The following is a 26,823-nucleotide window of genomic DNA, read 5'->3' as shown; positions in this document are numbered from 1 at the left end:
GTCTTTGTTCACGCGATCCGCCTTAGCTCCTTAAGAAACCAATACAATACAGGCAAAAGCAAGACTTGGCATCAGGCCGTGGCCCGATGCCGTCAAGCCTCATTCGGCGGGCGTGCCATCGGTCGACGGTGCGCGCAGTGACTTCTCGGAGATGTCGATCATTGGCGTGAAGCTTGCCGCCGGCATGCGGACGTCGTCGTGTTCATCAAGAGGGGCGGCGGGGACAAGACCACCAGCCCGTTCGCTGCGCGCGACCTCGAGCTGGCCGGTCAGAATGGCGCGCTCCGCGCGCAGCTGCCGGATCTCCGACTTGGCGATCTCAAGGCTGGTGCGCAGCTGGCCGATTTCGTAGCGATCAGAATCCATGCGTGTGTCGATGTCGCGGCGCAGCGCGTCGGCATCCCGGTCGCGGCGCACGCGCAGGCTTTCGGCTTCACGCAACTTCAGGGTCAGCTCATTTGCCTGCGTCGCGAGTTCGCGGCGGGCGGCCTCGCTTTCAGCGCCGGTCGTGCGGGCGCGCTGCAGTTCTTCGGCAAGTCGCTCGGAGCGGGAGAGGGACGTGGCGAGTTCCGATTTGACGCGCTTCAGATCGGCGCGTGCCGCCTGCAGCTCCTCGTCGGTCATCTTGTTGCGGCCGTTCGCGGTGATGAGAAGCTTTTCCACGAGTTCGGCCTTGGAACCGATCGCCTCATGCTTCGTCGTCAGGTGCGCGATCTCCAGCGCCGAGGACGCCTGCAGCGTCTCATGCTCGACCTCGAGCCTCTTGTGGCGCTCCTCGACGAGCGAAAGGTCCTGCTTCAGATTGGCAACGGCCATCTGCAGGTTGCGCACCTGGGCTTCCTGTTCGATGAGGCTGGACTTCAGATGGCTGCGTTCCTCGTTGAGCCGGGCCATTTCGCGGGTCTGGACGCCGTTTTCGCGACGTGACGTTTCGATCAGCAGCTGGTGTGCCGTCGCTTCGTTGTCGAGCTTCTCACGGGTGGCCGAGAGTTCGCGGCTGCGCTGGTCGAGCTCAGTCTGGGCGCGCTTCAGCAGCGTCGAGGCTTCGTCGAACTGGATGGCGCGATCCGTCAGCTCTCGCTCGGCGTCAAGCAGCCGATTTTCGATGATCGTGAATTCTTCGCGAGCGACCTGATGCACGCCCTGCAGCTTCGTCAGCTCGTCACGAAACGCCTCGATCTCAGAGCGAAGCTGCGTGTTGTCGGCACGAAAATCCTTGTTTTCGGCGCCGAGGCGAAGGTTGTCCTGGTCGGCCTTCTGGCGAGCGTTGCTTTCGTAGTCGAGAAGCGAGCTGATGCGCGCGCATTCGGCGCGGAGCGCGCCGGTTTCGTTCAGCGACTGGCTGTGGGTGCCGAGCAGCGAGGAAACGCGTTCCTGCAGCGATGCGAGGCTCGACATGAGATCCTCCGACGTCCGCTGGTTTTCTTCCAGCGCCGAGCCGAACGCTGCAAAGTCGTTGACGTCGGGAATGGCGTAACGCAGCGGCTCATCGGCCGGGCGCTCATCGGTAATTGATGCGGGTCGGTATCCTGTCGTCGACAGCGATTTGCCGCCGTCTTCTGCGCGACGAAAAAAGTTCATGACCATGACTTGTGCCCCAAAAGTACTTGCCAAAAACGCCGGCGAAATATGGATTTCAGCTAATTAAGCGACCGATCGAAAATTGCCGTGAGTCCGTAAACGCATGCTCCGCGTGCATCTAGAAACGGCTATGTGTCGGTGTCAAAATACGCAACATGACAATCAACAGGTTTGACGGGCGTACCTGTGATGTTTGTGCAACAACGGCAGACGACCTTATTCGTCGGGTAGAATCCGCATCTCGTCCGTCTCAATTTCGCTGCCCAGCTCGACCTCTTTCGTCTGCTTGTCATAGGCACAGAAATAGCTGACGAAGCCATTCGCACCCTTCGGCTTGCCGGTCACCAGCGCGATGCCGTAGTGCTCGCTGCCGAACGGATCGACGACGGCATGCGGAAACTCGATCGAGGCCCGCGCCGCCTGTTTGCACTTTCCTTCAACCTCGGTCGCGAACTGCTGCCAGGCGTCGCCTGAGGAGGCGCGGGCGGTCCCCGCCGCAGCGATTGCGATGGCAAACATGCAAAAGCGGATTTTATTCCTCTGCATCTGAAGAGCCCCGTCTTCCTGCTGTTGCGAAACGCGCCCATGATCAGCGATTTAGGGCTGCAAAGCCAAGTGCTTGGCGAAGGCAATTTTTCCTCTCCGTCCGTCTTTTTTGATATTTCGCCGGTTGCCTCTCCATGCTTGCGCTCCTATGTTCCGCCTCACCTGCCGATTACGCAAACTATTGCCAAAGGAGACCCGCAATGGCTTTCGAATTGCCCGAACTTCCCTATGACTATGAAGCGCTTCAGCCCTTCATGTCGAAGGAAACCCTGGAATTCCATCACGACAAGCACCACAAGGCTTATGTCGACAACGGCAACAAGCTTGCGGCAGAGGCAGGCCTTTCCGATCTCTCCCTCGAAGACGTCGTGAAGAAGTCGTTCGGCACCAATGCCGGCCTCTTCAACAATGCTGCCCAGCACTACAACCACGTCCACTTCTGGAAGTGGATGAAGAAGGGCGGCGGCGGCAACAAGCTGCCGAGCAAACTCGAAGCTGCGGTCAATTCCGATCTCGGCGGCTACGACAAGTTCAAGGCCGACTTCATCGCGGCCGGCACGACGCAGTTCGGCTCCGGCTGGGCTTGGGTTTCCGTCAAGAACGGCAAGCTCGAAATCTCCAAGACCCCGAACGGCGAAAACCCGCTTGTGCACGGCGCAACCCCGATCCTCGGTGTCGACGTGTGGGAACACTCCTACTACATCGACTACCGCAACGCGCGTCCGAAGTACCTCGAAGCCTTCGTCGACAGCCTGATCAACTGGGACTACGTCCTGGAGCGCTACGAAGCCGCCGCCAAGTAAGCGGTTCGCAAGAACAGATGTCAGCACCCGGCGCCTCGAAACGCCGGGTGTTTTTGTTTCGAGATCGTCACAAGCGTGTCATGCGGCGCGCCTAAATCGCTGCCATGACGTCCTTTTCCGATTTTCCCGTTCTCCGCTTCGGCGTCGTCGCAGATCCCCAATATGCGGCGAGGGAGCCGCATATCGGGATGGACCGCCATTATGCCAATAGCCTCGCCAAGCTGTCGGAGGCGATCGAAGTCTTCAATGGCGAAGATTTGAGCTTCGTCATCACGCTCGGCGACATCATCGACCGGGATTTCGCGAGCTTCGACGACATCTTGCCGGTCTACGATGGGCTGAAGCACGAAAACTACTTTCTGCTTGGCAATCATGATTTTGCGGTTGCCGCCGATCGATTGGCCGATGTCGCCAGCCGCGTCGGTCTGGCGTCATCCTATTACAGCTTCGTCAGGCAGGGCTGGCGGTTCATTGCACTGAATGGCAACGAGGTCAGCACCTTTGCGCCGCCGGAAGGGCATGCCGATCGGGAGGTTGCCGCTCGCCGGCTGGCCGAGCTCCGGGCCACCGGCGCCGCCAACGCACAGGACTGGAACGCCATGCCTGGTGACGAGCAGTTCGCCTGGCTTTCCGACCAGATCGAGGACGCCGGTGCCGCGGGCGAGCGCGTCATCGTCATGAACCACTACCCAGTCTATCCGCCGAACGAGCATGACGGCTGGGACCGCGAACGGATGATCGCGCTACTGGCTGCGCACGGCCATGTGGCCGCCTATTTCAGTGGACATAACCACGCGGGCAATTTCGGCACGCTCGACGGATGCCATTTCCTGAATTTCAAGGGCATGGTTGATACCGAGAGCCAGAATACCTTCGCCATCGTCGAAATCCGGGCGGACCATATCGAGGTTCGTGGTTTCGGACGAGAGGACAGCCGGACGCTGAAGCTCCGTCGCTAGGGGTGTCATCTCTGCGCGCCGCCACCCCGCGTGGAACCGACATGCTCCCATGAGGATTATCAAGCTCATAGGAGGCCATCATGATTCGAAAACTAAAGTCCGGCGAATATCGTCTTTACTCGCGCAAGGTCGACCCCAAGACCCACAAGCGCAAAAACCTCGGCACGTTCAAATCACGCGAAGCGGCCGAGAAGCATGAGCGCGAGGTACAGTACTTCAAGCACCACTAGGCGGCACTTGAGCGTCTGAGCCTGTCGGCGGATCGATTAATCCGGGGTGGGTTCACGCCTTGTTGGTGAGCCAAACCGTTGGCGCGCCCAGAACGCCGCCAGTGCGCATCGCCGCCCTCAGCTCTTCCAGCTTGCCGAACGCCTGCGCGGCCTCGACCGTGGCAAACTCATGGGTGACGGTCACGTCGTTGGGATTGTCGGCGGCTTGGTAAACGGCCTCGGCGGTAACGCCGTTTGCCTTCTGCACGGCGGCAAACGCGTCGTAGACCTTGCGCCAGGCAGCGTAGTCCGAAACCTCATGCCTTACGAACATTGTCGGCATCTGATCCTCCCACTTTTGGATTTACAGGCGAGCGCGTTCGGGTCGCCACCGTATCACCGAACGCGCCCGCGCGCCCGGGAAAAAACGGCAAGGTGCGGTATGGCAACCCGCCCATTGGGTTCGCCACATGCCCAACAGTTTCGGGGGCCGCCGGACAGGCGCCGCTTTTCAATCCAAGGGGAAGAGTTACTCAACCTGTTCATCGGGATCGCTTCGATCAATCGCGCTCAGGAGACTATCCTTTGTGTCGTAGCCATCCTGGAAGAGATCGAAGAATATCGAGGCTGCCCGGCAACCTTCGATGCTGATTGGATCTTTCTTGTGCAGGTGGCACCATTCGGAGAGTGCCTCGAATACGACGTCGACGTCTGTAAAGGAGATTAAGTTTGATAGGACTGTCATTTGGTTTCGATGCTCCGCTCAGGCAGAAGCACAAAACTCCCAAGCGGCCGTTGCCATTAAATGCCGACCGATGATTGATTGTACCGCCTGTGACGAGGCATCGCTATTAACTAAGACATAGCCGGTCCAAAGCCGGCCGCTCTGTGCCCTACATGCGCGCCTGCGATTACGATCTCATAGTCCACCGTCATTGAACTTTTGTCATCGGCGGATGTTTCCACGTACCGTCGAGTGCTTCCGGCTTCGGCCAATAGAGGCGCATCGCAACGACAAAAGGCCCCTTCGGTGCAGGAAGCCAGTTGGGCTCCCTGTCCTTCCCAGGCGATTCGTTTTGAACATAGAACGTCAGCCCGCCGTCGGCGTCTTTAACGAACTGCGGCAACATCGGTGAATTGAGCAGGTAACGGTCAATCGAGTTGGCGACGAGCAGGCTCTGGGGGAGTTCGTACATAGTCAGGGACCAAAAGGCGTTCACCGGTGGCAACGTGCCGGGAGCGAAGTGGACCGTGTACCTATTGGCGCCGTCGAGTTTCTTGCCGTCGGAATCGATGGCATAAGCCGGGTATATCGCTTCCTGCTTCGAGTTGCCGTAGATGCCGAGGACGGCAGCCGCCATCCGATACAGGTAGTTGTTCTTCAGATATTCACGTGTGCCGAACACGTCGCCGGATGTCACTTCGCCGGTATCGAAGCGCTTCCGCATTGTCCCCATTTCCGCCCATGCGTCGGCCGTTCCCTGCTGGAAGGCAGTCTTCATCTCAGGTGACAGCTTGCTTGCGTCGAAGGTCTTGCCTCCGCCGATGCCGATCTTGGCAAATCGCGCCATCAGTTCGGTTTCGGATGGATTGGTCGGGCAAAATTGCAGGACGAAATTGAGAATGCTGAAAAATTCCGGCGATGTCTTCTCTTCGTCTGGCGTGAGAGGCTTGATGAAATCGATCGCGCTTGCCGCCCCCGGGGCGGGCTGGCCGAGGAATTTGGACAGGGGCTCCGCCTTGTAGGCGGCCTGGATTTTCTTCACGTTGTCCAGATCGGCCGCATTGAAGAGCTGCGTCCGGTAGGCCGCAAGCGCAAGCTCGGTCTCCGACCGCATCACCTTCTTGATGCCTTTTGGAGTCTCACCCTTCCAGTTCGGACCGGCGATCAGGAAGCTCCCGCCGTCATTGCCAGTTGCGCGACTACCAATATAGTCGAAGTTGAACGTGTAGGCATCGATCAGCTGGATGCTGAAATACCGGTCCTTCTCGATCGGCGGCACTGTCAGCACCATCGGTTCGGCCCGTAGGTCCAAGCCGAGCATCGAATAGGGCGTATCAGAATTCGGCGTCTGGACCGCGGTGTCAGCCGGCGTATAGACACGCGGGATGTTGACCAACTGGTTCCAGGGGCCTTTGTATTCCGGGTCTTTGGTGTTGACGAAATAGGCGTATTGAATGCGGTAGCTGTCGACCATCGGGAAGCCATAGATGTAGGCTTCCTTGGCAATCGCGCGTGCCTCGTCCGCGCTGATGTCAGCGGAAATGCCCTTCGCCGGATAGAGGCTCGCGAAGCCGGTTGCCAGGATCAGTCCTTTGGTGAATTCACGTTTCGTGAGTTGCATGGCTGCCCCCATTGCTTTGATCCAAGACCGTTGATCTGCAAATCCACGAAGCAGCTTTGCGCAAAAATCGGCGCGCTGGAAGCACGTTACGGTAACATTGGTGTAAATGGCAGGCGGCCGGCCGCCACGGGAGAATCCGATCGCTCTTTCAAGCCTCTAACGTCGCGGAGGTTCCTTGAACTTTATCAGGCGACGTCCATTTTCCTCCGATCGAAACCCATCCAAGCGTGCTTCGTCTCTTGAAGATCGCGACCTACAACATCAATGGCGTGAACGGGCGCCTGGAAAATCTTCTTCGCTGGCTGCAGGAGGACAGGCCGGACGTCGTGTGCCTGCAGGAACTGAAAACGGAGGATACCCGGTTTCCACGCGGCGCACTCGAGCGGGCGGGCTACAGCGCGATCTGGCATGGACAGAAGAGTTGGAACGGCGTCGCGATCCTCTCAAAAGGCTCGACGCCGATCCTGACGCGGCGCGATCTTCCCGGCGATCCCGACGACAAACACAGCCGCTACATCGAGGCCGCCATCGACGGTATCCTCATCGGGTGCCTCTATCTTCCGAACGGAAATCCCGCACCCGGGCCGAAATTCGACTACAAGCTCCGCTGGTTCCGACGGCTCCACGACTATGCCGCCGAACTGCACGCGCTTGACATTCCGACCCTCCTCGTCGGCGATTTCAACGTCATGCCGACGGATCTTGACGTCTACAAGCCGGAGCGATGGCGGGATGACGCCCTCTTTCGGCCGGAAGTCCGCAAGGCCTATGCCAACCTCGTCGCACAGGGCTGGACCGACGCAATCAGACATCTGCACCCGAACGAGCGAATCTATACCTTTTGGAAGTACTGGCGAAACTCGTTCGAACGCGATGCCGGCCTTCGGATCGACCACTTCCTGCTCAGCCCGATGGTCGCCCCATGGCTGAGATCGGCGAGCGTGCGCAGGAAGCCTCGGAGCTGGGAACACACAAGCGACCACGCTCCCGTGATGATCGAACTCGATATCCCCCGGCGCGAGGACGATGAGCAAGGATAACGGATGGTCTGCGAAGCAGCACCGCTCGGGGATGAAACAGACAATTCGAGGTGTCCGATGAAGTTCATAACGGGTTGGCTGACCTGCAGGCGGGGAACACGCGAGGAGTTCCTCCTCGCCATGGAACCCCATGTCGCGTCCACGCGCAACGAGCCGGGCTGCGTATTTTTCGAGTATCATCGGCATAAGGATGACGAGGATATGGTAGTTTTGATCGAAGGCTTTCGTGATGCCGAGGCGCACGAGTTCCATCGGCGGACACCGCACATGATCGCCATGCAGGCCGACGTTCGGCGGCTTCTCGCAAAGCTGAGTGTTATTGAGACGTGTTCTGATGACGTCGCCCGTTATGATCTCGACTTTATTGCAAATCCGCCGGGTCCGTATTGTCCCTAGTCACGCCAGCGGACAGAAACCCTAGCAGGAAAGCCCACAGCCTAGGCAGAATTGGAGGAGGATAGGATGAGCGATCACGTCTACAAGAAAGTGGAACTCATTGGGAGTTCGAAGGTGTCTGTAACCGAGGCGATCGAGACCGCGGTCGCGCGAGCCTCGAAAACGATGCGCAAGCTCGAATGGTTCGAAGTCGATCAAATCCGAGGCCATATCAAGGACGGCGCAGTCGCGCACTATCAGGTCGTGATGAAGGTCGGATTTCGGATCGACGACACGCCGTGACAGGCTGGGGAAGACGAGGAGGCCGTGTGCCCCGCCTCGTCTCTGTCGGCATCCGCTCAGGCAGCCGTGACCATTGGCAGCTCTTTCCGCTCCAACGCGTCGCGCTTCGGCGGCGTGCCGAACATTCGGGAATATTCGCGGCTGAACTGCGAGGCGCTTTCATACCCAACCTGATAGGCGGCCGTCGCAACGCTTGCACCGTCCGACACCATCAGTCTCCGTGCCTCCAGCAGCCGCATGTTCTTCTGATACTGCAACGGCGTCATGGCGGTCACCTGCTTGAAATGCTGGTGGAAGGAAGACGGGCTCATGTGCGCGACGGACGCAAGCTGCTCGATCCGCACGGGCGTAGCAAAGTTCTCGCGCAGCAGATGGATGGCGTCGGTCATGCGCCTGATATGACTGCCGGGTAGCGCCAGCTTGCTGACCTCCGCCGCGTTCGGTCCTGTCAGCAGCCAGTAGCAGATTTCGCGCATGATCGCTGGATAGAGCACCGGAATGGCCTTCGGCGTATCGGCAAGACGGACAAGCCTCAGCACGCAATCGGCCAGCACGCCGTCGAAATTCTGCACGAAAACACCGGCCGCGCTGTCGCTGGCCGGCCGTGGCGGCTGTTCCATCGCCTCCATCACTTCGCGCAGGATTGCCACATCGAAATCGATGTTGAGGCCGATATACGGCTCCTCCTTGCTGGCCTTGGTGATCTGCCCTAGGGCCGGCACCTCGAAGGTGACGATCAGCGATTGCATCTCCCCATACTTGAGGACACGGTCACCGACCATGATTTCCTTTGCCCCCTGGACGACAATGCAGATCGTCGGCCGGTAGATCATGTGGTTCGGCATGACAGGCTGGGTAACCCGTGACACCGAGAGCACCGGCACAGGCGTCTCAAAACGCCCGTCGGCGTCGCCGGCCGTTCGGTCGATATAGGTCTGGATGACTTGCTTCAGGGTGTCGAGCATCGCCAGCGTCTCCTCGTCGTTCGGCGCCAGGTCAAGATAAGCGCCGTATCGCCTAGTCTGCAAGCTGCTTGGAGGATCAGGCAAAAAATTCGAGAGTTTCGGCATTCAACAGTGGGCACCGACAGGCGTACCGTAAGGGCATAAACTCCAGCAAAGGAAGTGATCATGCCCAACGAAACACAAGCAAATTCAGCATCTAAGGTAGCCGTCGTCACCGGCGGCAGCCGTGGGCTCGGCCGCAATACGGCAATCAACCTTGCCCGTCGCGGCGTGAACGTCCTCTTCACGTATCGTGCAAATCGGGCAGAAGCGGAGACCGCTGTGTCGGAGATCAGATCACTCGGCGTCGAAGCCATCGCCCTGCAGCTGGACACCGGTCGCGTCGCCGAGTTCGAGGCCTTTGCGGGCAAGGTGAGAGATGCCTTGCAGGGTCTTGGAAAAACTCGATTCGACTACCTCGTCAACAATGCCGGCAGCAGCTATCACGCAACGATTGCCGAAACGACGGAAGAGGCTTTCGACGAGCTCGTCAACGTGCATTTGAAGGGCGTCTTCTTCCTAACGCAAAAGCTGCTGCCGCTGATGGCCGATGGCGGGCGCATCATCAACGTCTCGAGCGGCCTTGCCCGTTTCGCCGTGCCGGGTATCTCCGCCTATGCGTCGATGAAAGGGGCGATCGAAGTGTTCACCCGTTACCTCGCCAAGGAACTCGGCCCGCGCGGCATCACGGCCAATACGGTTGCACCAGGCGCAATCGCAACCGACTTCAGCGGCGGCATGGTGCGGGACAATCCGACCTACAACAAGATGGTCGCGGATGCGACGGCGCTCGGCCGTGCCGGCGTGCCGGACGATATCGGCCCGATGATTGCCTCGCTGCTTTCCGACGACAACCGCTGGGTCAACGGCCAGCGCATCGAAGTCTCCGGCGGCACGCACCTCTGATTAACTTAACCCGCCGCGGCAACCGGCGGGTTCGTCCACCCACTCGTCCAGAGTTGTCGCATCCGGTCGCCGTCGCCCCGGAAATATGCGTCGGCGGTCTCGCAATGCTCGACGCGGTCACTGCGGAAATTGCGGATCGCCTGGCGCAGCTCGCACCACGCGACGATGTTTGCGGTCTGCGAATAGTAGATGAGGGCGATCGGCTGGATCCTGCGCTCGGTCGCGCGGCCGAGTTCGTCGCGATAGTCGAGCAGCAGCTTCTGTTCGTCGCGGATGGCGCGGCGAACGAGACCAAGATCGAGCCCGACCGGGGATTGAGCCACCGATCCCCAGGCGTAAAGCGCCTTTCGTTCCATCGCCTGACGCAGCGGCGCCGGTACTGCGCCTGTTATCTTCTGGTTGACGCCCTTGGCCGCCCGCTTGAGTTCCTCGTCGCCGGTCCGGTCGAGCAGCGCTAGCGACAAGACGATCGCCTCCATTTCCTCGACCGAGAACATCAGCGGCGGCAGGTCGAAGCCCGGCCGCATGATGTAGCCGATGCCGCGGCCGCCCTCGATGGGGACGCGCATCGCCTGCAAGGCGGCGATGTCGCGATAGATCGAGCGCACCGTCACCTCGAGCGTTTCCGCCATTCGGGCCGCCGTCATCGGCTTGCTCGCCAGCCGCAGGATCTGGATGATCTCGAAAAGCCGTGAGGCCTTGCGCATTTTTCGGCTCCTTCAGCCTATGCTCCTGACAATACACTGTCAGTTGGGCCGTCGTATAGCACTCGCTATCGAATTGAAAATCAACATGGTCTTTGAAATCGACCTTGAATTGGATAGCGGACAACTGACATGACCTACAGCGAAAATCTCTGGCTCTACTTCACGCTTCTCTTCGGCATCATCATCGTCCCTGGCATGGATATGCTATTCGTGCTGGCCAATTCGCTGACCGGCGGCAGGCGCACCGGCATCGCCGCGACCGCCGGCATCATGGCCGGCGGCGCCGTGCACTCGCTCTATGGCGCGATCGGGGTCGGCGTGCTCGCCGTTCTCCTGCCGACCTTGTTCAATCCGCTGCTCTTTGCGGGGGCGGCCTACATGGCCTGGATCGGCTACACCCTGATCCGCAGTTCGATCACCGTCGATACGGTCGGGGCAGGCGGCTTGCATTCGGGTTGGCGGGCCTTTCGCCAGGGCGCAGCAACCTGCCTGATGAACCCAAAGGCGTACCTGTTCATGATCGCGGTTTACCCGCAATTCCTGAAGCCGATCTACGGTCCCATCTGGGCGCAGGGTCTTGTCATGGGCGTCATGACGATGGCGACGCAGGCCGCCGTCTACGGCACGCTGGCGCTGACGGCGGCGCGAAGCCGCACGCTGCTGGTGTCCAATCCGAAGGCGACGATCCTGGTCGGACGGATCGCCGGGGCGCTCCTCATCGCCGTTTCGATCCTCACCGCATGGCACGGCTGGCGCGTGCCGGCGTGAGGCGCGAATACGAAACGATTTAGGACTCTATTTTTCCTGAAATCTCACCCACTTGTTACTTTTTGGGGCGAAAAAATTTGCCATGATGCCGCCCGTCGGCGAGGCGCCGGGCTTCGCGGATCTTGTTATCAAAGAGGAGTGGAGACATGAGACTGAAAGCTATAGCCGCGGCAGTGCTTGTCGCCGGTCTGGGGGTCGTGGGCGTTGCCATTGCAGCGCAGGAGGATGGCACGCACGAAGCACGCTCTGCGCTGATGAAGAAGGTTGGCGGCGCGGCGGGTGCCATGGCGGCGATCGCCAAGGGCGAAAAGCCCTATGACGCCGAGGTGGTTAAGGCGTCGTTGATGACCATTGCGGAAACCGCGAAGGTTTTCCCTGATCAGTTCAAGCCTGGCACCGAAAAAGGTGACAAGGCGGCGAGCCCGAAGATCTGGGAAGATCACGCAGACTTCAAGGCCCGTGCGGCGAAGCTTTCGGATGACGCCGACAAGCTGCTCGCTCAGCTTCCGGCGGACCCGGCCGGTGTTGGCGCGGCCATGAAGGCGCTTGGCGCGAATTGCGGCGGCTGTCATGAGAAGTTCCGCATAAAGACCGAATAGCGATCCTGACCTTTCAGTCAAACGATCCGCGTCAGCCTTGCCGCTGGGGCGGATCGTTTTATGTTTGCAATGATGTGATTGGCACAGGAGCGGTGAATGGTCCGCAGGTTCGTCCGGTTTTTGCTCTGTCTTGTCGGAGTGTTCGTCATTGGCGGAGCGGTTTTCTATTTCATCACCGCACCGAATCCACTTCCTGAAAGCCACTGGGCCAACCTCGGCGAACCCGATCTGAAGAACGGCGAAATGGTCTTTTGGACCGGTGGCTGCGTCAGCTGTCATGCCGCTACCGGATCGGAAGGCGACGCCAAGCTCACTCTGTCAGGCGGGTTGGCCTTGAAGAGCCCCTTCGGGACCTTCCATGTACCCAACATCTCGCCAGACGAGAAGGCGGGCATCGGCACATGGACGCTGGCGCAATTCGGCAATGCGATGAAGCGGGGCGTGGCGCCGAACGGCGAGCACCTCTATCCGTCCTTCCCCTACAACTCCTACGCTCGGGTAAGCGACAAGGACGTCAACGATCTCTTCGGCTATCTGAAGACGCTGCCGAAAAGCGGCAATGTCGCCCCGCCGCACGAACTGCCGTTCCCTTATAATATCCGGCTGGCGCTGGGCGGCTGGAAATTCCTCTATTTCAACGACGAGCCACGAGTCGCTCTTCCGGCCAATGCCGACGACAAGGTCAAGCGCGGCCAATATCTGGTGGAAGGTGCTGGCCATTGCGGCGAATGCCATACGCCGCGTGATCGCCTTGGCGGATTTGAGGCAGACCAGTGGCTCGCGGGTGCGCCGAACCCGGAAGGGCAGGGCAGGATTCCCAACATCACGCCGGGCTCGAAAACCGTTGGTTCCTGGAGCCAGGAGGATATCGCCAACTATCTCGAGACCGGCTTTACGCCCGACTTCGATTCGGCCGGCGGCTCGATGGCGGAAGTGCAACGAAACCTTGCGCACCTGCCGAAGCCGGAGCTCGAGGCGATCGCTGCCTATTTGAAGGCGGTTCCCAACCGATAATATTAGCAATATCTCAAAAATGCCGCATTGCAGCACTCCACTTGACGCCGCACTGATAGCCCTGTGGCGAGCCCCGGTTCGCTTTCCGAATGACGCAACCAGAACGTCTTCCGAAAGGACAGCTGCATGCACAGCACGTCGATAGATCCTGCCGACGATCTCGAGACCGTTGCCCGCAAGGGCGGCAAATTGCGGCGCATGGCGGTGCGGATACCGACCTATATGGCTGATATCCGTGAAAACCCGGCTTGGCTGCCGATGTTCCTGTTGGCGCGAACGATACCGGCGCGCAAGGTGCATTGGCTGACCGCACGTCGTAGCAACGGCGCGATCGAGAAGTTGCCGACGCTCTTCAAGGGTGTGGATCACACAAGCGCAGTCGCGGCATTGAGGCGGGATGGGATATTTCCAGAGCTGACCCTGCCCGAAACGATCACCCGCGAAATCGCGAGCTTTGCCAGCGCCACCCCATGCTTCGGTAACTTCGATCGCAAGATCGAGTTTCAGGCGTCCGATCACCGCGCCGCCGAGCAGGAGTGGGGGAAGCCAATACTAAGCGGTCATCATTTCGAGCGAGCGCTCGATTGCCCGGCCGTTCGGACCGTCCAGCGCGACCCTGTTCTGTCGGAGATTGCCCGTTGCTATTTGGGGGCGCAGGCTCGCCTCATCACCACCCGCGTTTGGTGGAGCTTTCCGACGCGGGCGAGCGAAGCCGATCGCAGCCTTGCGTCGCTGGACAAGTTCCACTTCGATCTCGACGACTGGCGGATGCTGAAATTCTTCTTCTATCTCGTCGACGTCGACGAAGGCACCGGTCCGCATGTCTATGTCAGGGGCAGCCACAACAAGCGGCGCATCAAACATCAGCTGACGCTTCTGGTCGGCCATCCTGCCTACGAGATCCTGGATTTCTATGGCAAGGACAGCGTGACGACACTGACCGGAGCGGCAGGCTTCGGCTTCGTGGAAGATCCGTTCGGCTTTCATATGGGCACGGTTGCCACGACCAAGCCGCGCCTGATGATGGAGGTGGGCTTCGGCGTTTCCAAGCCCTCGCGCCGCCGCTTCCACGGCGAACCGGTGCTGCGATAAGCAGATGCCGCCTCAGGCCGCTTTGGGTTGATGCTCGGCGCCGAACATCAGCACGTATTGGTCCAGCTCGTCGCCGGCATGCCCGAGGGCGCGGTAGATTTCCGCCGCAAAGGTCATCGGTGCCGAGCCCGGCGCGGTCACCAGCTTTCCATCACGCACGGCCTGCGGGCTGTCCTTGTAGCGTGCGTGGCCGGCATAGCCTGGCGCGCTGGCGATGAAATCGGCGGCGTTGCTGGTATGGTCGGTGGCATCAAGCACGCCGGCGCGGGCAAGCGCGAGCGTCGCGCCGCAAATTCCCGCGACGAGTTTGCCATGGGCGACGAAGTCGTCGATGACAGGCTTCAGATCGGGCGCTTTCTCCGTTTCCCAGATCGTTCCGCCGCAGAGCACGAGCCCGTCGAAGGCGTTGGCATGCAGGTTTTCCGCGGCGGTGTCGGAGGCGACGCGCATGCCGCCCATCGAGCGCACCTCAGCACCATCGGGCGTTGCGATCACCACGTCGAAGCCGAAATAGGAACGGGCAGAGGCCGTCAGTTGGGCGACCTCCCAGTCGGCGAATCCATCGGTTAGGACGATTGCAAGTCGGGTCATCCGTTTCTCCTTGCAGGCTGTCCGGGGCGGCCAATGCCGCTCATGCCAAAGCCTGCATATAGCGCATGCCGGTGACCGGGCGAGGAACGAAATCCATATTCTCGTAGAAGCGATGGGCCTGCACGTTGCCGGTGGCGGCGCTGACCGAGAGGTAGCCGCAGCCGGCATTGCGGGCGGTATCGCGGGCGCGGTTGACGAGATGCTGGCCGACGCCGTGGCCGCGATGGCCGTCGCGCACGAAGAGGTGGTGCAAATCCATGCCGCGCGCGCCGTCCTGCGCCCTGTAAAGCGGCACGAGAATGGCGTAGCCGATCAGGCCCTCATCGCTTTCGGCAATCAGCGCGCTGATCCACGGCACCGGGCCGAACAGGTCGCGCTCGAGCTGCTCCGGGTTCGAGGCGGACGGATCGCCGTGATGTTTGGCGAGCAGGGCAATCATTTCGCTGAGTTCGGGGAGATCGCGCGGCTTGGCGGCGCGGATATTGATCACCGGCGGGCGGATCAATGAGAGTTCGCTATCTTCGATTTCAACCATGGTCTTCGCGTCCTTGTGTGGTGTTCTGCCGTCAGGACGCTGCCGATACAACAAAGCCGCCTGACGGCGGCTTGTTGACAATATGATCTGTCCGGCCGCCCCTTACAGGTACAGCCAAAAATACGAGCTGGTGATGTGCGCGTTCTTGATCATGTGCCGATAGATCATCCAGAACGCGCAGTTTGTCAATGGGGTTTACGCGCGGGCGCCGGGAAGCGCACAGCGTCGGCCGGTCAGCCGCCATCCCGTGCTTCGCCGTCGGTACTCGAAGCCGCTCTACCAGAAGAGGCCGCGCGTGCAGCGTCCGCCATGTCGTTCTCGACATCGAAAGCGCGAGCTGGCGGGCCGAACACGGCGAGGGGACTTTTCGCCAATGAGTTATTGATATAGGGTACCCCCCTATACTAAATGGATGAGGCCATGTCCCACACCACGCATCACAAGAAAAAGCTGATGGCTCGTGTCAGCCGTCTGAAAGGCCAACTGGAGGCCGTCGAGCGCGCCCTGGAGGCGGAGCGGCCTTGCGGAGAGATTCTGCAACTGCTGGCTTCGATCCGCGGCGCCCTCAACGGCCTGACCGGCGAGGTGCTGGACGATCATCTGCACGAGCATGTCCTCCATGCCGCCGATGAGAAGGCCCGGGCGGAAGCAGTCGAAGAAATATCCGAAGTTCTGCGAACCTATATTCGCTGAGACAACCGACATGAGGAGCGTGCGATGAGCGCACAGACCGAAACACCTGAGCACGACCACGTTTTCCTGGGTGCCGATCATGACCGCAATGCTCGTCGCGTCTGGTTCGTCATTGCGCTGACAGCCGTCATGATGGTGGTCGAGATCGGTGCCGGAACCTACTACGGCTCGATGGCGCTGGTCGCTGATGGCTGGCACATGTCGACGCATGCGAGCGCGCTGCTGATCTCCGCCGTTGCCTATCTCTATGCCCGCCGGCAGGCACACAATCCGCGCTTCACCTTTGGCACCGGCAAGCTCGGTGACCTCGCGGGCTTCGCCAGCGCCATCATCCTGATGCTGATCGCCTTGCTGATGGCCTGGGAAAGCTTCCTGCGCATCACTCATCCGGTGCCGATCAGCTTCGCACAGGCGATCGGCGTTGCTGTCGTCGGTCTACTGGTCAACCTGGCGAGTGCCTGGCTGCTGAAAGATGACCATCATCACGGCCACAGCCACGGCCATTCTCACCATCACGACCACCATGATCACCACGACCACGGCGATCATGCCCACGATGGCGATCGCGCGCATTCGGGACATTCCTCCGACAACAACATGCGCGCCGCCTATATCCACGTCATTGCCGACGCGCTGACCTCGGTGCTCGCCATCGCTGCACTGCTACTCGGCAGCCTGTATGGCTGGCTCTGGCTCGACCCGCTGATGGGCATCGTCGGCGGCCTTATAATCGCGCAGTGGTCCGTTGGGCTGATGAGGTCGTCCGGTCGCGTGCTGCTCGATGTCGTGCCACGGGAGACGGACCTACAGGACGAGATCCGTTCGGCGCTGGAAACCGGCGGCGAGAGGATCACCGATCTGCACGTCTGGCAGGTCGGACCCGGCCATCATGCCGCAATCGTCGCTCTGGTGACGCCGCGGCCGGAAAGCCCCGCCTTCTATAAGGCGAAACTCGAACCGGTTGCGGGCCTCTCGCACGTCACCGTCGAGGTAACGCAGTCGGCTGCCGCCGCTTGACGCGACTCATCCGGGCCACAATCACTCTCTAGCCCTGTATCCATTGATTTGAGGCAGAGGAATTTTCATGCGTGGCTTTTCGATCCGCCGCCGGACCCTTCTCGGTTCGGCATTGCTTTCACCCGCCCTGCTGCTGCCGCGCATCGCATGGTCGGAGGAGAGCGATGATGAAATCAACCGGCGGATGGAAGCGCTTGAGAAGGCGATCGGCGGTCGGGTCGGTGTGTCCGCCATCGACACCGAGACCAACATCTCCTTCGGCTATCGCGAGACCGAGCGCTTTCCTCTTTGCAGCACTTTCAAGGTCCTGGCTGCCGGCCTCGTGCTGGCGCGTGTCGACAAGGGACAGGAAACCCTCGAGCGCCGCGTCGTCTACGAACAGGACAAGCTCGTCACCTATTCACCGGAAACGGAAAAGCACGTCGGTGGCGAGGGCATGAGTATTGGTGAGCTCTGCGAGGCCGCGATCACGCTCAGCGACAATACCGCCGGCAACCTCCTGCTGGAGAGCTTCGGCGGACCGGCCGAGCTGACCGAATGGCTGCGCACGCTCGGCGATCGCTCGACGCGGCTCGACCGCTGGGAAACGGCGCTCAACGAAGCCAAGGACGGCGACCCGCAGGATACCACCACGCCGGATGCAATGGTCGACACGCTCGGCAACCTGACGCTGGGCTCGACGCTGTCGGAGCCGTCGCGCGACAAGCTCGCAGCGTGGATGGTGTCGAATACGACAGGCGGCGCACGCCTGCGCGCCGGTCTGCCGGATAGTTGGAAGATCGGAGACAAGACCGGCACCGGCAACAATGGCAGCGCCGCCGATATCGCCGTCCTCTGGCCGCCGGGGCATGGCGCGATCCTGGTTGCTGCTTACGTCACGCAGGCCAAAGCGCCGGTGTCGGAGATCAACCCTGTCTTCGCCGAAGTCGGGAAGATCGTGACCGATATGGTCGGATAGGTGTTTTCCGTCAAAGAGATGCGACGGAAACGTGAATCTCGGTCGCATCGATCTGAATCAGTTTGTGAAAGCCGGCATTCCGCCCATGCGGGTGATTAGATTACGAATTCCTCCGCGTATGTCTGTGGCTCGGGAACGACCGTAACCTCCACCGGAATGATCCAATTGGCCACGTAGCTCTCGCAGTCGGAACGCTGGAGGTCGGGCTGCACGCACCCCGCCCCGTCGGTCGCACGACATCGCAGTATATATTGCCCCACTTCTTCAGGGGGCCAGATGTACTCCCACAAGCGCCATGCAAACGGACGGTCTGTTTCGAGGAGCCTTGCTTCGCGCCAGCCTCTGCCATCTCCGGTGCAGACCTGCACCTGCCGGATCGCGGCCTCTCCGCTCCAGGCGGCTCCAAAAATCCGGTACGGTTGGCCGACGATAAGACGCGCCCCCTGTACCGGACGCGCGATCTGCGCTTTGACCTCCATCTCCGCAAGGGGAACCAGCCTGGGTTCCCCGAGGCTGCGCTCCCAACGGAAATAGTCGCGCGCCTGCCAGTAGCCAAGGAACGGTTGCTCCACAACCGTGATATGCGTGATCCACTTGACCCAAGCCATGCCGAACCAGCCACCCACGACCGCGCGTAGCGGGTAGCCGTGATCGCGTGTCAACGGCTCCTCGTTCATCGAATAGGCAAGCATCGTGCTGTCGGCGACGGCCTTCTCAAGCGGTAGACTCCGCGCAAAAGCGATGGGGCCGGGAGAAGCCGTTTTCTTGTTCGCGTCGACGACGCCGCTGTCGGGGCCTGCGAGCAGAACCTCGCATGCGGTTTGCTTGACGCCCGCCATTTCCAGAATCTCGCGCAGAAGAACACCTGTCCATGCGGCATTGCCGACGGCTCCATTCTGCCACTGCAACCCCTCCCTCGGAGGCACATAGTAGACGCGCCCGTTTCCTGCGCACTCGACGACGGCGGTGAAAGTCGTGCTCTGCATCGCCTTGATGGTGTCGAGGTCAAGTTCGAGCGGCCGCTCCACCGCCCCGTCAACGCGCAATCTCCAGTCTCGCGCATCGAGGTCGGGCGACGGGAAATGGTTTCTCACGAAGAACAGCTCGGTTGGGATCAGCCAATCGGAGAGCGACGCAAACGGAAACTCGATGTTCTGTGGGGATTTCTGTCGAACTATTAGACTGGGTTGCTGTGGTGTCGGCATCGTCCTCGTCTCCTTCCAAGAGCACAACGTCGGCTCCTCGGTCGCGCGAATTGCGGTTCGATCACACTGGCCCTCGGGCCCCCATTCTAGCACATGCGGCACGTTCCTCGGGTCGACCTCGAACGGCAGCATAGGGCAGCAAACAGCAGTCCTATTGTCATCTCTATCGCCATACTCACGCGATCATTGTCAGCAAAGAGATGCGACGGAAACGTGAATTTCCGTCGCATCGATCTGAATCAGTGTGTCAATCCTTTCGGGCGCAAAATGACCGGACCACGCCTTTTGCGGGCCTTTTGGAATAATGCCGGAGCGGCCCAACATGCGCAACACGGCCACGATCAATCGTCACGTTCGGCGAAATCCGACCAAGGTGCGGCGACCTAACCTAAAGTCGCCTTTAGGAACTCAATCGTGCGCGACCAGGCTAGCTTCGCTGCTTCGGCTGAGTAGTGCGCGCTGTTGCTGTCGTCATCAAAAGCGCGCTCCGTGTTCTCGTAGGTGAAAATCTCGACCCTTACGCCAGTCTTTTTCACCACGTCGACAAACGCCGGAATCTCGGGATCTACGAAAGGGTCTTTGCCAGCCAGGTTGAGCAGGAGTGGCGTCTTGATAGGGCCCACATCGGCAACCGACGGCGGGTGCCCATAGAAGATAACCGCGCCACTGAGATCAGTCCCTTTGGTGACCAGGTCGTCTATCGCAGTCGCGCCCAATCCAAAACCGACTGCGCCAATCTTCCCGTTGCTGACGCCGTCGGATTTTAGCCAGACCAAGGCCACCTGGGTATCGGCAGCCATGTCCGATCTTGTCTCCATTCCCACCGTTTCGAGGGCAGGCCCGGCTTCGGCCGGCGTCCCACCAAAACGCGAAGCATAGTCAGGCGCCAATGCGACAAATCCCTCAAGGGCCAGGCGCCTTGTGACCTCCTCGAAATGCGGCGTCAGACCCAACTTGTCATGAACCACCACCACACCGGGGTGGAGCTTGGCGCTGTCGGGGCGGGCAAGATAGCATTCAAGTTTGCCCCAAGCCGTATCGAGAGCCACCCTTTCGATGCGCAATCGCGGGTCGTCATTGGCGACTTGAGCCGCATTTGCATATTCGGACGCAAGGCACGCGGGCAGCGTTGCTACGGCTGCCACTCCGGCCAAGCATTCCACCGTATCAACAAGAAATACCCGACGCTTCATGTGTGCAAGGAAGTCCAACGACGTCGATCTCCGCTGGGGCAAGACATATTAGCGCAACTCTCCGAGTGCAGAAACCTGCAGCGGAGGGGTAGGGCTCGAACCTTGATCGAGCGAATTCGATTTCGCGAAATGGCCGCATTGGGACGCCGCAGTCGGACGAAGGATTGTGCCGCCGCGGCCATCCGCGAGTTGAACTGGAGCCCGCGGTTTGGGTTCGACGAGGTGTTCACGCAACTGGATAGGCGAAGCCCGGGTGATGCCGTCGGGATCGCAGATGAACCGGAAGCCGGAATAGCCGGCCGCAGAATATCGTTAAGCGAGCCGGTTGCGGTGGTTGCGACGGGCAAGACAACAGTCTTGGCCGCTTCGCGCCAATTGCGGACAGCAGTATCTGGAACGGCCTAGTCGAGCGTCGGTTGCCGCAGCGCTTTATGCGCGGCCCCTGTCGGAAGAGGGTTACTCGGGATTTGCGCCAACAATTCTGCCAATCGTTGCTGCCAATGCGGATTCCGCTGTCTCAGCGGCTCTAAAGCATCGCCTGGCGGGTTCTCCATTTCGCTCATCAACTCGCGCGATGTTCGAGCCTCTGCAAGACGCCCGACGGTCGCATAGCAGCAGGCCAGCGTTTCTTGGATCGGCCGCCATGCAGGGCGCACCTTTTGGGCTCGCACGGCGGCAGCTAGGGCGTTGCCTCCGTCACCGGCAAACAAGTGCGCCAGCGCCAGAAAGTTCAGCCAAACGAAGTTCTGTGGGTCGTTGGCATTCAACATGAGGCCGTGTTCCAGTGGCGCTATGGCACTGGACGCGCTGCCCCTAAAGAGCTCCGCCATTCCCAAGACAAGGTGGCCAAGGGCGAAACTCGGGCTGATCTCGATCGCCCTTTCGGCGGCAAGGACCGCCTGTTCGGGTGCATTCGCGTACACGCTGCAGATCGCCAACGCGTAGTGTGTGTACGGGTTCTTTTCGTCGAGCCGAACTGCCGCCAAGGCGGCATCCAATCCTTCCCGGATGTCTTCGGAAGGACGCTCGCTCCATCCATAGGCGACGATGCCTGCGCTCACCCGACCAAGCCAGAGATGGGCTTCGGCAAGTTCGGGGTCGAGCCGGCACGCCTCCCTGAATAGCTCTCGTGCCATTAGGTGGGTCTCCTGGCCAACGCGGTGGAAATGCCAGGTCCCCTGCCGCACTATCTCCCACGCCGTCATATTCCCCGTGTGCCGCGCTGCCGCGGGAAGTGACGCCGTCTTCAGCAGTTCTGGCTCAATCGCACCCGCGATCCTCTCCGCGATGGCGTCTTGAACGGCGAATGCCTCTTCCAGTTCCACGTCATACCGTTCGGCCCAGACTTCACTGGCCGAAGTGCTCTCGACCAGTTGAGCGGAGACCCGAAGGCGACTGCCCGAGCGGCGCACACTTCCTTCGAGCACATAACCGACACTCAGTTCCTGGCCCACCTGCTTGGCGCTGACCGACTTGTTCCTGTAGACAAAACTTGAATTGCGCCCGATTACCCGAAACCATCGAAATCTCGTGAGCGCGGTGATCACATCTTCGGTGATGCCATCCACCAGATACGCCTGCTGCTTGTCATTGCTCAAATTGGCAAACGGTAGGACCACGATCGATGGTCTGCCGGGGTTCGCGGGCGAACCGGGCAACGCCGCGGGCGTATCAACGGCAGCAGGATGCAGGCTATTGACCCGGCCGGCAAAACGATACCCCACACGAGGCACGGTGGCGATCCACTCGTTCCCCTCTGGTTGGGGACCCAGCATCTTGCGTAAGGCCGAGATCTGAACCGAGAGATTGCTCTCCTCGATGATCGCGGTGGACCAGGCAGCTTCCATCAGTGCGGACTTGCTCACGACCTGCGTCGAGGCCCGCACGAGCGCGTGCAGCAGCAACAAGCCCTTATGGCCAATTGCCACCCGCCGTCCTTCGCAAGTCAGTGCGCCGCGCTGCATGTCGAGGATGAACGCCCCGAACGCGAACAGTTGCGGCACGACGCTAGCGGCCACGGTTTCTTCAGAAGAATTCGGGACTTTTTGGCCTCCCATTAAGGACTCCAGTCGGTCTTCTTGTGATGCTTTTGCCTAGGTCGCCAAGCTAGCACAGAGGAGATCAAAATGACGATTTCAAAAGAACGAACCGATGCAAGTCTGGGCTTCTCGCGGGGCAAGGCCTCGATATCCAAAGGGGACGCGGGATACCAAGCTGAACAGGGGCCTGATTACCTGCCCGGCATTAGTGCGGAGTCAGTTGGCTCAGCCGCATTGTGGCTCGGGATCGCTACGATCCCGCCTGGGAGACGCACCAAGGCGCATGTGCATGAGCGCCACGAGAGTGCCTTCTACATGTTGAGCGGTGAAGAGTTGGAGCTATGGAGTGGCGATGAACTCCAGCATAGGGATCTGATGCACCCCGGAGATTATCTATACATCCCCGCCAACGTGCTGCACGTGGCCGTCAATCGGGGAGCCGAACCAGCCGTATTTGTCGGGGCGCGCAACGAGCCAACTGCGCAAGAAAGTGTTGTTCTTTATCCTGAAATGGATTCCCGAGTGCCATGACAGACGGAAGACTGCTTGGGGCCGAAGGCCGACATTGGCGGACGGCGGCTAAGCGCCACAAGGGGACATTTTGACCTACAGACAGCTCACCTGACCCGCCGCAAGGTAAGCGGAATAGTTGCATCCTATCAAGCCAATGACGAGAACCATGCCGTTGCATGCAGCAAAGAAGCCTGCATGCTTACGCATCGCCGGCCGAACAACCGACGCCAACATCATTACTAAACTAGCAATCGCGATGCCCAAGAGCATCATATTCAATGGTGGCAGCAACAATGGGATGATCTGCCAGCAGCTGGCAAATCTATAGGGACCAGCGGTGTGATATGCGCTGATCGCAAGCGTGCCCCACACTGCAGCATGAAGCGCGAGAATTGACCACTTTGATGTCAGCCTCAATTTGTTGAAACCGTAGATCACCAGCGCCTCCTTACGCTCGGAAACCTTAGGCTGACCTATAACAGCAGTGAATCAACTATATATTGTTTCAGAAGTTAAAATACACGCCGACTACATTTGCGTACGTCCGCTTTGGGCCGAAAGCCGTCGTCAATTGATGGCGGCTATGCGCCATTTGCGGACGTTCCTATTTGCACATCCGGTAGATAACCAAAGCAGCAAGTGCCATCGCGATGGCAGCCAATGCGCGCTCGACACACCTACGCCACCGCGACTTGGCGGGGGCACCATCGAAAAAACCGCTTATCACGTGGCCAAGGAAGTCCAGCAACTCACCCACAATCGTCGCCCTATCAGGATCATCGGAACGCTCTCATCATCGCATCAGATGTCCTTCGATCCTGTTACGATGGCCGCCATAGGCCGAGTGCGGTCTTCCGCTTTGCGCCAAAAGGGGGTCATGAGACCGGCGCCCGTTAAACGGCGGCCTCGGGCGGCGGAAGGATGGGCTTTGGACACTGACACTCTCAAAGTTGACACGGCAGTCCACCATCTTGGCCCAAAGGGACCTCGAACTTGGTACGAACGACCACAATTTTCAAATTGAGCAACCAAAAGTTAATGCTCACACAACAAAATCGCGCATGGGATGCGAAATTCCGGTATATCGCTGCTGGCAGTTCCCCGTGTAGCGCTGAGCGGGTAAATATAGCGATGATCCATTCTTCATTCGTCGTCTATTTATTTGGGATAATCTTATTTGTGCTGACTGCTGCGTCGACGGGTCGCCGACGAAAGCGAGGCCTTATAGGACCTCGCGCACTTCAAGCTAGGTTGGTTACGCCCATCGCTATTTCGCTCGTCGGCGTGTTGGCTCTAGTGATTACAGAGGTTCCTTTCCTGCAAGGCACCAAAAACTTGCTAGGGGCGTTGTTTCTTATCACCATGGCGGTCTCAAGTGCCACCGTCCCCTTTGCGCTTGCTTTTTGGGTAATCTTTCTAGCACTGGCAAAGTGGACGAATGTGTTTGCGGCAAGTCTCATCTTCTCGATGGCGGTGGCCGCTGGTCATATCGTAGGGTTCCGATGTGGGAGCCGAGATTGTCGCGGACCAATGAGCGCTGAGCAATGAACGGCCGCTTTGGGCCGACAGCTGCCCCTCTTCGCTCGACCGCCCTTGCGCCAGAAGCGGACAAATACGAAGTGACTAGGCGCGCCCAAACGATACAATCATGATTTGCCTGCCTATATAATCGTGCGCAGGTGAACCGGTGGAAAGGGCCCTGTATGTCTCCGCAGATCAAGACCGACGCGCGCGACGATGCATTTGCGGTGCGACGCGCTGTCTTTATGGACGAGCAGGGCTATGAGAATGAGTTCGACGGCATCGACGACAGCCCCGCCTGCGTGCACGTGACGCTCTATATCGATGGCGAGCTTGCCGGCTGCTCACGTCTGTTCCCCGAGCAAGTGGAGCGAGCACTTGCGCCCGAGAGCCCGCAGTCGCCCACGTGCATCTTCGACGAGGGCGTGACAGCAGGGGAGACGTACCTGCTGGGCCGCGTAGCCGTGATGCCGGCGTTTCGCCGCCGGGGCTTGGCGAGTGTGATCATCGCTGCGAGCGACGAGGCGGCGCGCGAGGTCGGCGCCAAACTGGTGAAGCTGCATGCCCAGAAGTACGCGCACGATCTGTACGCCAAGCAGGGCTATACGCGGATCAGCGATGTCGATTACCAGGACGAGGGCCAGCCGCACCTTTGGATGGCCAAGCGGCTGTGATCGCGGACAGTTCCCTCAGCAGCGGTGGAGACATTCCGTGTCCCTCGTCCCCCCGCGTCAACGTAAGGCACCTTGAATAGAGGGGATCCGGCGCCCAGATGCGCTTTGGGCTCGAAGTTGCAAGGCAACGTCTGCATCGGGCCAATGCCGCCTTCACGGCATGTGCCATCTGTGTTTTCGACAAGGCCGAAGCGATCGGCACAGGGAACTCGAAGCTACGTCCGAGCCGATCGCCTCTCTACCCTGAACGGTCTAGGCGCTGACAATTGTGTCGGCGCTCGGCTTGTCCTTGCTGTCATCGCCGGTCAGCTGCCGCTTCAGCTCATCGGCAATCTGCTTTTCGATGGCCTCGCGCTGTTCCGGCGGCATTGACGCCAGCTCATCTTCGGTGATCCCAAGACTCTTGAGAATGCTGTCGCGGATCCGCTCCGCCGGAGTCTTGTTGGCGAGATCGGTAAACTCGGAGACAACAGCGTCATGGCGTGCCTTCGCGGGATCTTCCGTGCCGTCCATGGTCACGGTGCCGCTTGCCTGCAGCGCCCACATCGTGCTGGAGATCGAGGTCGGCGTGCTGCTGGGCTGCAGCACCGCGCCGCTTTGGCGAACGCTGACCTCGGTATCACTGGTCTGTTGCTTGTTGCGCTGGCCCGACTGGGAAAAGAGGTTGCTCAGTCCGTAGGTGCTGGAAATGCTGCTGCCGATCTTCATGAAAATTTCTCCTTGAAACAATGCGCAGGAGAATGGCGCAGCAGTCCTGCCTGGAGCTTGCGGCAGCGGGACTGGGATGGCCGTCGTCAACGGCGGCCATCCGGCAGGGCTTCAGGGAAGCGCGTAGCCGATCACATAGTCGCCGGGCTTGGTTCCGATCGAGCCGTGCCCGCCGGCGACCATGACGACGAAATGCTTGTTGTCATCAGTCGTATAGGTCATCGGCGTCGCCTGGCCGCCCGCCGGCAGGCTGGCCTGCCAGAGCTGGTTGCCATTGGTGACGTCATAGGCGCGCAGATAGTTGTCGACAGCGGCGCCGAGGAAGGCGACGCCCCCCTTTGTCAGCACCGGGCCGCCGATGCCGGGCACGCCGACCTTGAATGGCAGCGGCAGCGGCGTCATGTCATGCATCGTGCCGTTCTTTAGCTTGTAGGCCGTATTGCCGGTGAGGAGATCGACGCCGGCGACATAGCCCCAAGGCGGTGCCTGGCAGGGGATCTTCAGCGGTCCGAGGAACGGTCCCATGAACACGCCGTAGGGAGCGCCGTCGTTGCGGTTGAGGCCCTGTTCGCTGCCCTTCTCGTCCTGGCTCTTTGGCGGGATATCGGCGGCCGGAACCAATCGCGAGGTGAAGGCGAGATAGGTCTGCATGCCGAACATGATCTGCCGCTCGGGATCGACCACGAGGCTGCCCCAGTTGAAGGTGCCGAAATTACCGGGATATATGATCGACCCCACCAGTGACGGCGGCGTGTAGCAGCCCTCGTACTTGTATCGATGGAAATCGATGCGGCAGGCGAGCTGGTCGAGCAGCGTCAGCCCCACATATCCTTCTCCTGCAGCGGCGGCGGCGAGAAGGTGAGGTCGGAGATCGGCTGCGTCGGCGCCGTGCGATCCTCGGGGATTGCGCCCGATGGTGCCGGGA

General features: G+C 60.2%; 30 protein-coding genes and 1 pseudogene. 16 read left to right on the top strand and 15 right to left on the bottom strand.

Annotated features, from left to right (window positions below):
• Positions 1–99: 99 nt before the first annotated feature.
• Positions 100–1,587 carry a hypothetical protein gene (locus FHT77_RS01745; RefSeq protein ID WP_183751967.1) on the bottom strand — a complete coding sequence of 496 codons (1,488 nt, stop codon included), beginning with the start codon at positions 1,585–1,587 and terminating at the stop codon, positions 100–102.
• Between the two features lie 210 nt (positions 1,588–1,797).
• Complete coding sequence (locus FHT77_RS01740; protein WP_183751965.1) at positions 1,798–2,127, bottom strand: hypothetical protein; 330 nt, start codon at positions 2,125–2,127, stop codon at positions 1,798–1,800.
• A 200-nt stretch (positions 2,128–2,327) separates the two neighbouring features.
• Here FHT77_RS01740 and FHT77_RS01735 point away from each other — a divergent pair, with 200 nt between their 5' ends.
• From FHT77_RS01735 to FHT77_RS01725, 3 genes are all read left to right on the top strand, one after another.
• Positions 2,328–2,930 (top strand): superoxide dismutase, encoded by a 603-nt coding sequence (locus FHT77_RS01735; protein ID WP_016553204.1) that lies wholly within the window; start codon positions 2,328–2,330, stop codon positions 2,928–2,930.
• Positions 2,931–3,034: 104 nt separating this feature from the next.
• Positions 3,035–3,889 carry a metallophosphoesterase gene (locus tag FHT77_RS01730; protein ID WP_183751963.1) on the top strand — a complete coding sequence of 285 codons (855 nt, stop codon included), beginning with the start codon at positions 3,035–3,037 and terminating at the stop codon, positions 3,887–3,889.
• Between the two features lie 80 nt (positions 3,890–3,969).
• The gene (locus FHT77_RS01725; protein ID WP_016553206.1) at positions 3,970–4,119 is read left to right on the top strand and encodes a hypothetical protein; all 150 of its coding nucleotides are present in this window, start codon (positions 3,970–3,972) and stop codon (positions 4,117–4,119) included.
• 52 nt (positions 4,120–4,171) lie between these two features.
• Here FHT77_RS01725 and FHT77_RS01720 read toward each other — a convergent pair whose 3' ends face one another.
• The 3 genes from FHT77_RS01720 to FHT77_RS01710 all read right to left on the bottom strand — a co-directional run bounded on the left by FHT77_RS01720 (position 4,172) and on the right by FHT77_RS01710 (position 6,455).
• A complete protein-coding gene (locus FHT77_RS01720) occupies positions 4,172–4,441 on the bottom strand; it encodes a cyclase (protein WP_183751961.1) in 270 nt (89 codons plus the stop codon).
• A 186-nt stretch (positions 4,442–4,627) separates the two neighbouring features.
• Positions 4,628–4,843, bottom strand: a complete 216-nt coding sequence (locus FHT77_RS01715) for a hypothetical protein (RefSeq protein ID WP_183751959.1) — start codon at positions 4,841–4,843, stop codon at positions 4,628–4,630.
• A 187-nt stretch (positions 4,844–5,030) separates the two neighbouring features.
• Positions 5,031–6,455: a DUF1254 domain-containing protein gene (locus FHT77_RS01710; protein WP_312859726.1), complete on the bottom strand. Its 1,425-nt coding sequence runs from the start codon at positions 6,453–6,455 to the stop codon at positions 5,031–5,033.
• Between the two features lie 227 nt (positions 6,456–6,682).
• Here FHT77_RS01710 and xth point away from each other — a divergent pair, with 227 nt between their 5' ends.
• The 3 genes from xth (at position 6,683) to FHT77_RS01695 (ending at position 8,161) form a co-directional block, all read left to right on the top strand.
• The gene (gene xth, locus FHT77_RS01705; RefSeq protein ID WP_183753835.1) at positions 6,683–7,483 is read left to right on the top strand and encodes an exodeoxyribonuclease III; all 801 of its coding nucleotides are present in this window, start codon (positions 6,683–6,685) and stop codon (positions 7,481–7,483) included.
• A 57-nt stretch (positions 7,484–7,540) separates the two neighbouring features.
• Entirely contained in the window at positions 7,541–7,879 is a 339-nt protein-coding gene (locus tag FHT77_RS01700) for a putative quinol monooxygenase (protein ID WP_183751955.1), read from the top strand.
• 66 nt (positions 7,880–7,945) lie between these two features.
• Positions 7,946–8,161, top strand: a complete 216-nt coding sequence (locus FHT77_RS01695) for a dodecin (RefSeq protein ID WP_183751953.1) — start codon at positions 7,946–7,948, stop codon at positions 8,159–8,161.
• 56 nt (positions 8,162–8,217) lie between these two features.
• Here the strand turns inward: FHT77_RS01695 and FHT77_RS01690 are convergent, their stop codons facing one another.
• On the bottom strand, positions 8,218–9,126 hold the full coding sequence (locus FHT77_RS01690; protein ID WP_183751951.1) for an AraC family transcriptional regulator: 909 nt from the start codon (positions 9,124–9,126) through the stop codon (positions 8,218–8,220).
• Between the two features lie 165 nt (positions 9,127–9,291).
• Between FHT77_RS01690 and FHT77_RS01685 the strand changes: the two genes are divergently transcribed.
• Complete coding sequence (locus FHT77_RS01685; protein WP_183751949.1) at positions 9,292–10,071, top strand: SDR family NAD(P)-dependent oxidoreductase; 780 nt, start codon at positions 9,292–9,294, stop codon at positions 10,069–10,071.
• 5 nt (positions 10,072–10,076) lie between these two features.
• On the opposite strand, the gene FHT77_RS01680 is transcribed toward FHT77_RS01685, so the two are convergent.
• Entirely contained in the window at positions 10,077–10,778 is a 702-nt protein-coding gene (locus tag FHT77_RS01680) for a helix-turn-helix transcriptional regulator (RefSeq protein WP_183751947.1), read from the bottom strand.
• A gap of 129 nt (positions 10,779–10,907) precedes the next feature.
• Here FHT77_RS01680 and FHT77_RS01675 point away from each other — a divergent pair, with 129 nt between their 5' ends.
• The 4 genes from FHT77_RS01675 to FHT77_RS01660 all read left to right on the top strand — a co-directional run bounded on the left by FHT77_RS01675 (position 10,908) and on the right by FHT77_RS01660 (position 14,251).
• A complete protein-coding gene (locus FHT77_RS01675; protein ID WP_183751945.1) occupies positions 10,908–11,546 on the top strand; it encodes a LysE family translocator in 639 nt (212 codons plus the stop codon).
• Between the two features lie 146 nt (positions 11,547–11,692).
• Positions 11,693–12,145: a cytochrome c gene (locus FHT77_RS01670; protein ID WP_183751944.1), complete on the top strand. Its 453-nt coding sequence runs from the start codon at positions 11,693–11,695 to the stop codon at positions 12,143–12,145.
• Between the two features lie 96 nt (positions 12,146–12,241).
• The gene (locus tag FHT77_RS01665; RefSeq protein WP_183751941.1) at positions 12,242–13,159 is read left to right on the top strand and encodes a cytochrome c; all 918 of its coding nucleotides are present in this window, start codon (positions 12,242–12,244) and stop codon (positions 13,157–13,159) included.
• Positions 13,160–13,285: 126 nt separating this feature from the next.
• Positions 13,286–14,251, top strand: a complete 966-nt coding sequence (locus tag FHT77_RS01660; protein WP_183751940.1) for a hypothetical protein — start codon at positions 13,286–13,288, stop codon at positions 14,249–14,251.
• 12 nt (positions 14,252–14,263) lie between these two features.
• Here FHT77_RS01660 and FHT77_RS01655 read toward each other — a convergent pair whose 3' ends face one another.
• Positions 14,264–14,842: a type 1 glutamine amidotransferase family protein gene (locus FHT77_RS01655; RefSeq protein WP_183751938.1), complete on the bottom strand. Its 579-nt coding sequence runs from the start codon at positions 14,840–14,842 to the stop codon at positions 14,264–14,266.
• Positions 14,843–14,882: 40 nt separating this feature from the next.
• Positions 14,883–15,377, bottom strand: coding sequence for a GNAT family N-acetyltransferase (locus FHT77_RS01650; RefSeq protein WP_183751935.1), 495 nt, complete (start codon positions 15,375–15,377; stop codon positions 14,883–14,885).
• 420 nt (positions 15,378–15,797) lie between these two features.
• Here FHT77_RS01650 and dmeR point away from each other — a divergent pair, with 420 nt between their 5' ends.
• The 3 genes from dmeR (at position 15,798) to bla (ending at position 18,045) form a co-directional block, all read left to right on the top strand.
• Positions 15,798–16,070, top strand: coding sequence for a Ni(II)/Co(II)-sensing transcriptional repressor DmeR (gene dmeR / locus FHT77_RS01645; protein ID WP_183753833.1), 273 nt, complete (start codon positions 15,798–15,800; stop codon positions 16,068–16,070).
• Between the two features lie 24 nt (positions 16,071–16,094).
• On the top strand, positions 16,095–17,087 hold the full coding sequence (gene dmeF / locus FHT77_RS01640; RefSeq protein WP_183751933.1) for a CDF family Co(II)/Ni(II) efflux transporter DmeF: 993 nt from the start codon (positions 16,095–16,097) through the stop codon (positions 17,085–17,087).
• A 67-nt stretch (positions 17,088–17,154) separates the two neighbouring features.
• Positions 17,155–18,045: a class A beta-lactamase gene (bla, locus tag FHT77_RS01635; RefSeq protein ID WP_183751931.1), complete on the top strand. Its 891-nt coding sequence runs from the start codon at positions 17,155–17,157 to the stop codon at positions 18,043–18,045.
• A gap of 95 nt (positions 18,046–18,140) precedes the next feature.
• Here bla and FHT77_RS01630 read toward each other — a convergent pair whose 3' ends face one another.
• The 3 genes from FHT77_RS01630 to FHT77_RS01620 form a co-directional block, all read right to left on the bottom strand.
• Positions 18,141–19,250: a sulfite oxidase gene (locus FHT77_RS01630; protein WP_183751929.1), complete on the bottom strand. Its 1,110-nt coding sequence runs from the start codon at positions 19,248–19,250 to the stop codon at positions 18,141–18,143.
• A gap of 383 nt (positions 19,251–19,633) precedes the next feature.
• Entirely contained in the window at positions 19,634–20,461 is an 828-nt protein-coding gene (locus tag FHT77_RS01625) for a dienelactone hydrolase family protein (protein ID WP_246719621.1), read from the bottom strand.
• 383 nt (positions 20,462–20,844) lie between these two features.
• Entirely contained in the window at positions 20,845–22,500 is a 1,656-nt protein-coding gene (locus FHT77_RS01620; protein WP_183751927.1) for a winged helix-turn-helix domain-containing protein, read from the bottom strand.
• 69 nt (positions 22,501–22,569) lie between these two features.
• Here FHT77_RS01620 and FHT77_RS01615 point away from each other — a divergent pair, with 69 nt between their 5' ends.
• Positions 22,570–23,013: a cupin domain-containing protein gene (locus FHT77_RS01615; protein ID WP_183751925.1), complete on the top strand. Its 444-nt coding sequence runs from the start codon at positions 22,570–22,572 to the stop codon at positions 23,011–23,013.
• Positions 23,014–23,088: 75 nt separating this feature from the next.
• Here the strand turns inward: FHT77_RS01615 and FHT77_RS01610 are convergent, their stop codons facing one another.
• Positions 23,089–23,433: a hypothetical protein gene (locus FHT77_RS01610; protein ID WP_183751923.1), complete on the bottom strand. Its 345-nt coding sequence runs from the start codon at positions 23,431–23,433 to the stop codon at positions 23,089–23,091.
• A 1,265-nt stretch (positions 23,434–24,698) separates the two neighbouring features.
• Here FHT77_RS01610 and FHT77_RS01605 point away from each other — a divergent pair.
• The gene (locus FHT77_RS01605) at positions 24,699–25,190 is read left to right on the top strand and encodes a GNAT family N-acetyltransferase (protein WP_183751921.1); all 492 of its coding nucleotides are present in this window, start codon (positions 24,699–24,701) and stop codon (positions 25,188–25,190) included.
• 252 nt (positions 25,191–25,442) lie between these two features.
• Here FHT77_RS01605 and FHT77_RS01600 read toward each other — a convergent pair whose 3' ends face one another.
• Both FHT77_RS01600 and FHT77_RS01595 read right to left on the bottom strand, forming a co-directional pair.
• Positions 25,443–25,898, bottom strand: coding sequence for a hypothetical protein (locus FHT77_RS01600; RefSeq protein ID WP_183751919.1), 456 nt, complete (start codon positions 25,896–25,898; stop codon positions 25,443–25,445).
• Between the two features lie 111 nt (positions 25,899–26,009).
• Positions 26,010–26,821, bottom strand: a pseudogene (locus FHT77_RS01595) (membrane-bound PQQ-dependent dehydrogenase, glucose/quinate/shikimate family); the annotation flags it as partial.
• Between the last annotated feature and the right edge of the window lie 2 nt (positions 26,822–26,823).

The sequence above is a fragment of the Rhizobium sp. BK181 genome, from assembly GCF_014193305.1.
In the GTDB taxonomy this organism is placed as follows: Bacteria; Pseudomonadota; Alphaproteobacteria; order Rhizobiales; family Rhizobiaceae; genus Rhizobium.
The sequence above is the reverse complement of the archived record's forward strand: the minus strand, read 5'-3'. Positions and strand labels throughout refer to the sequence as shown.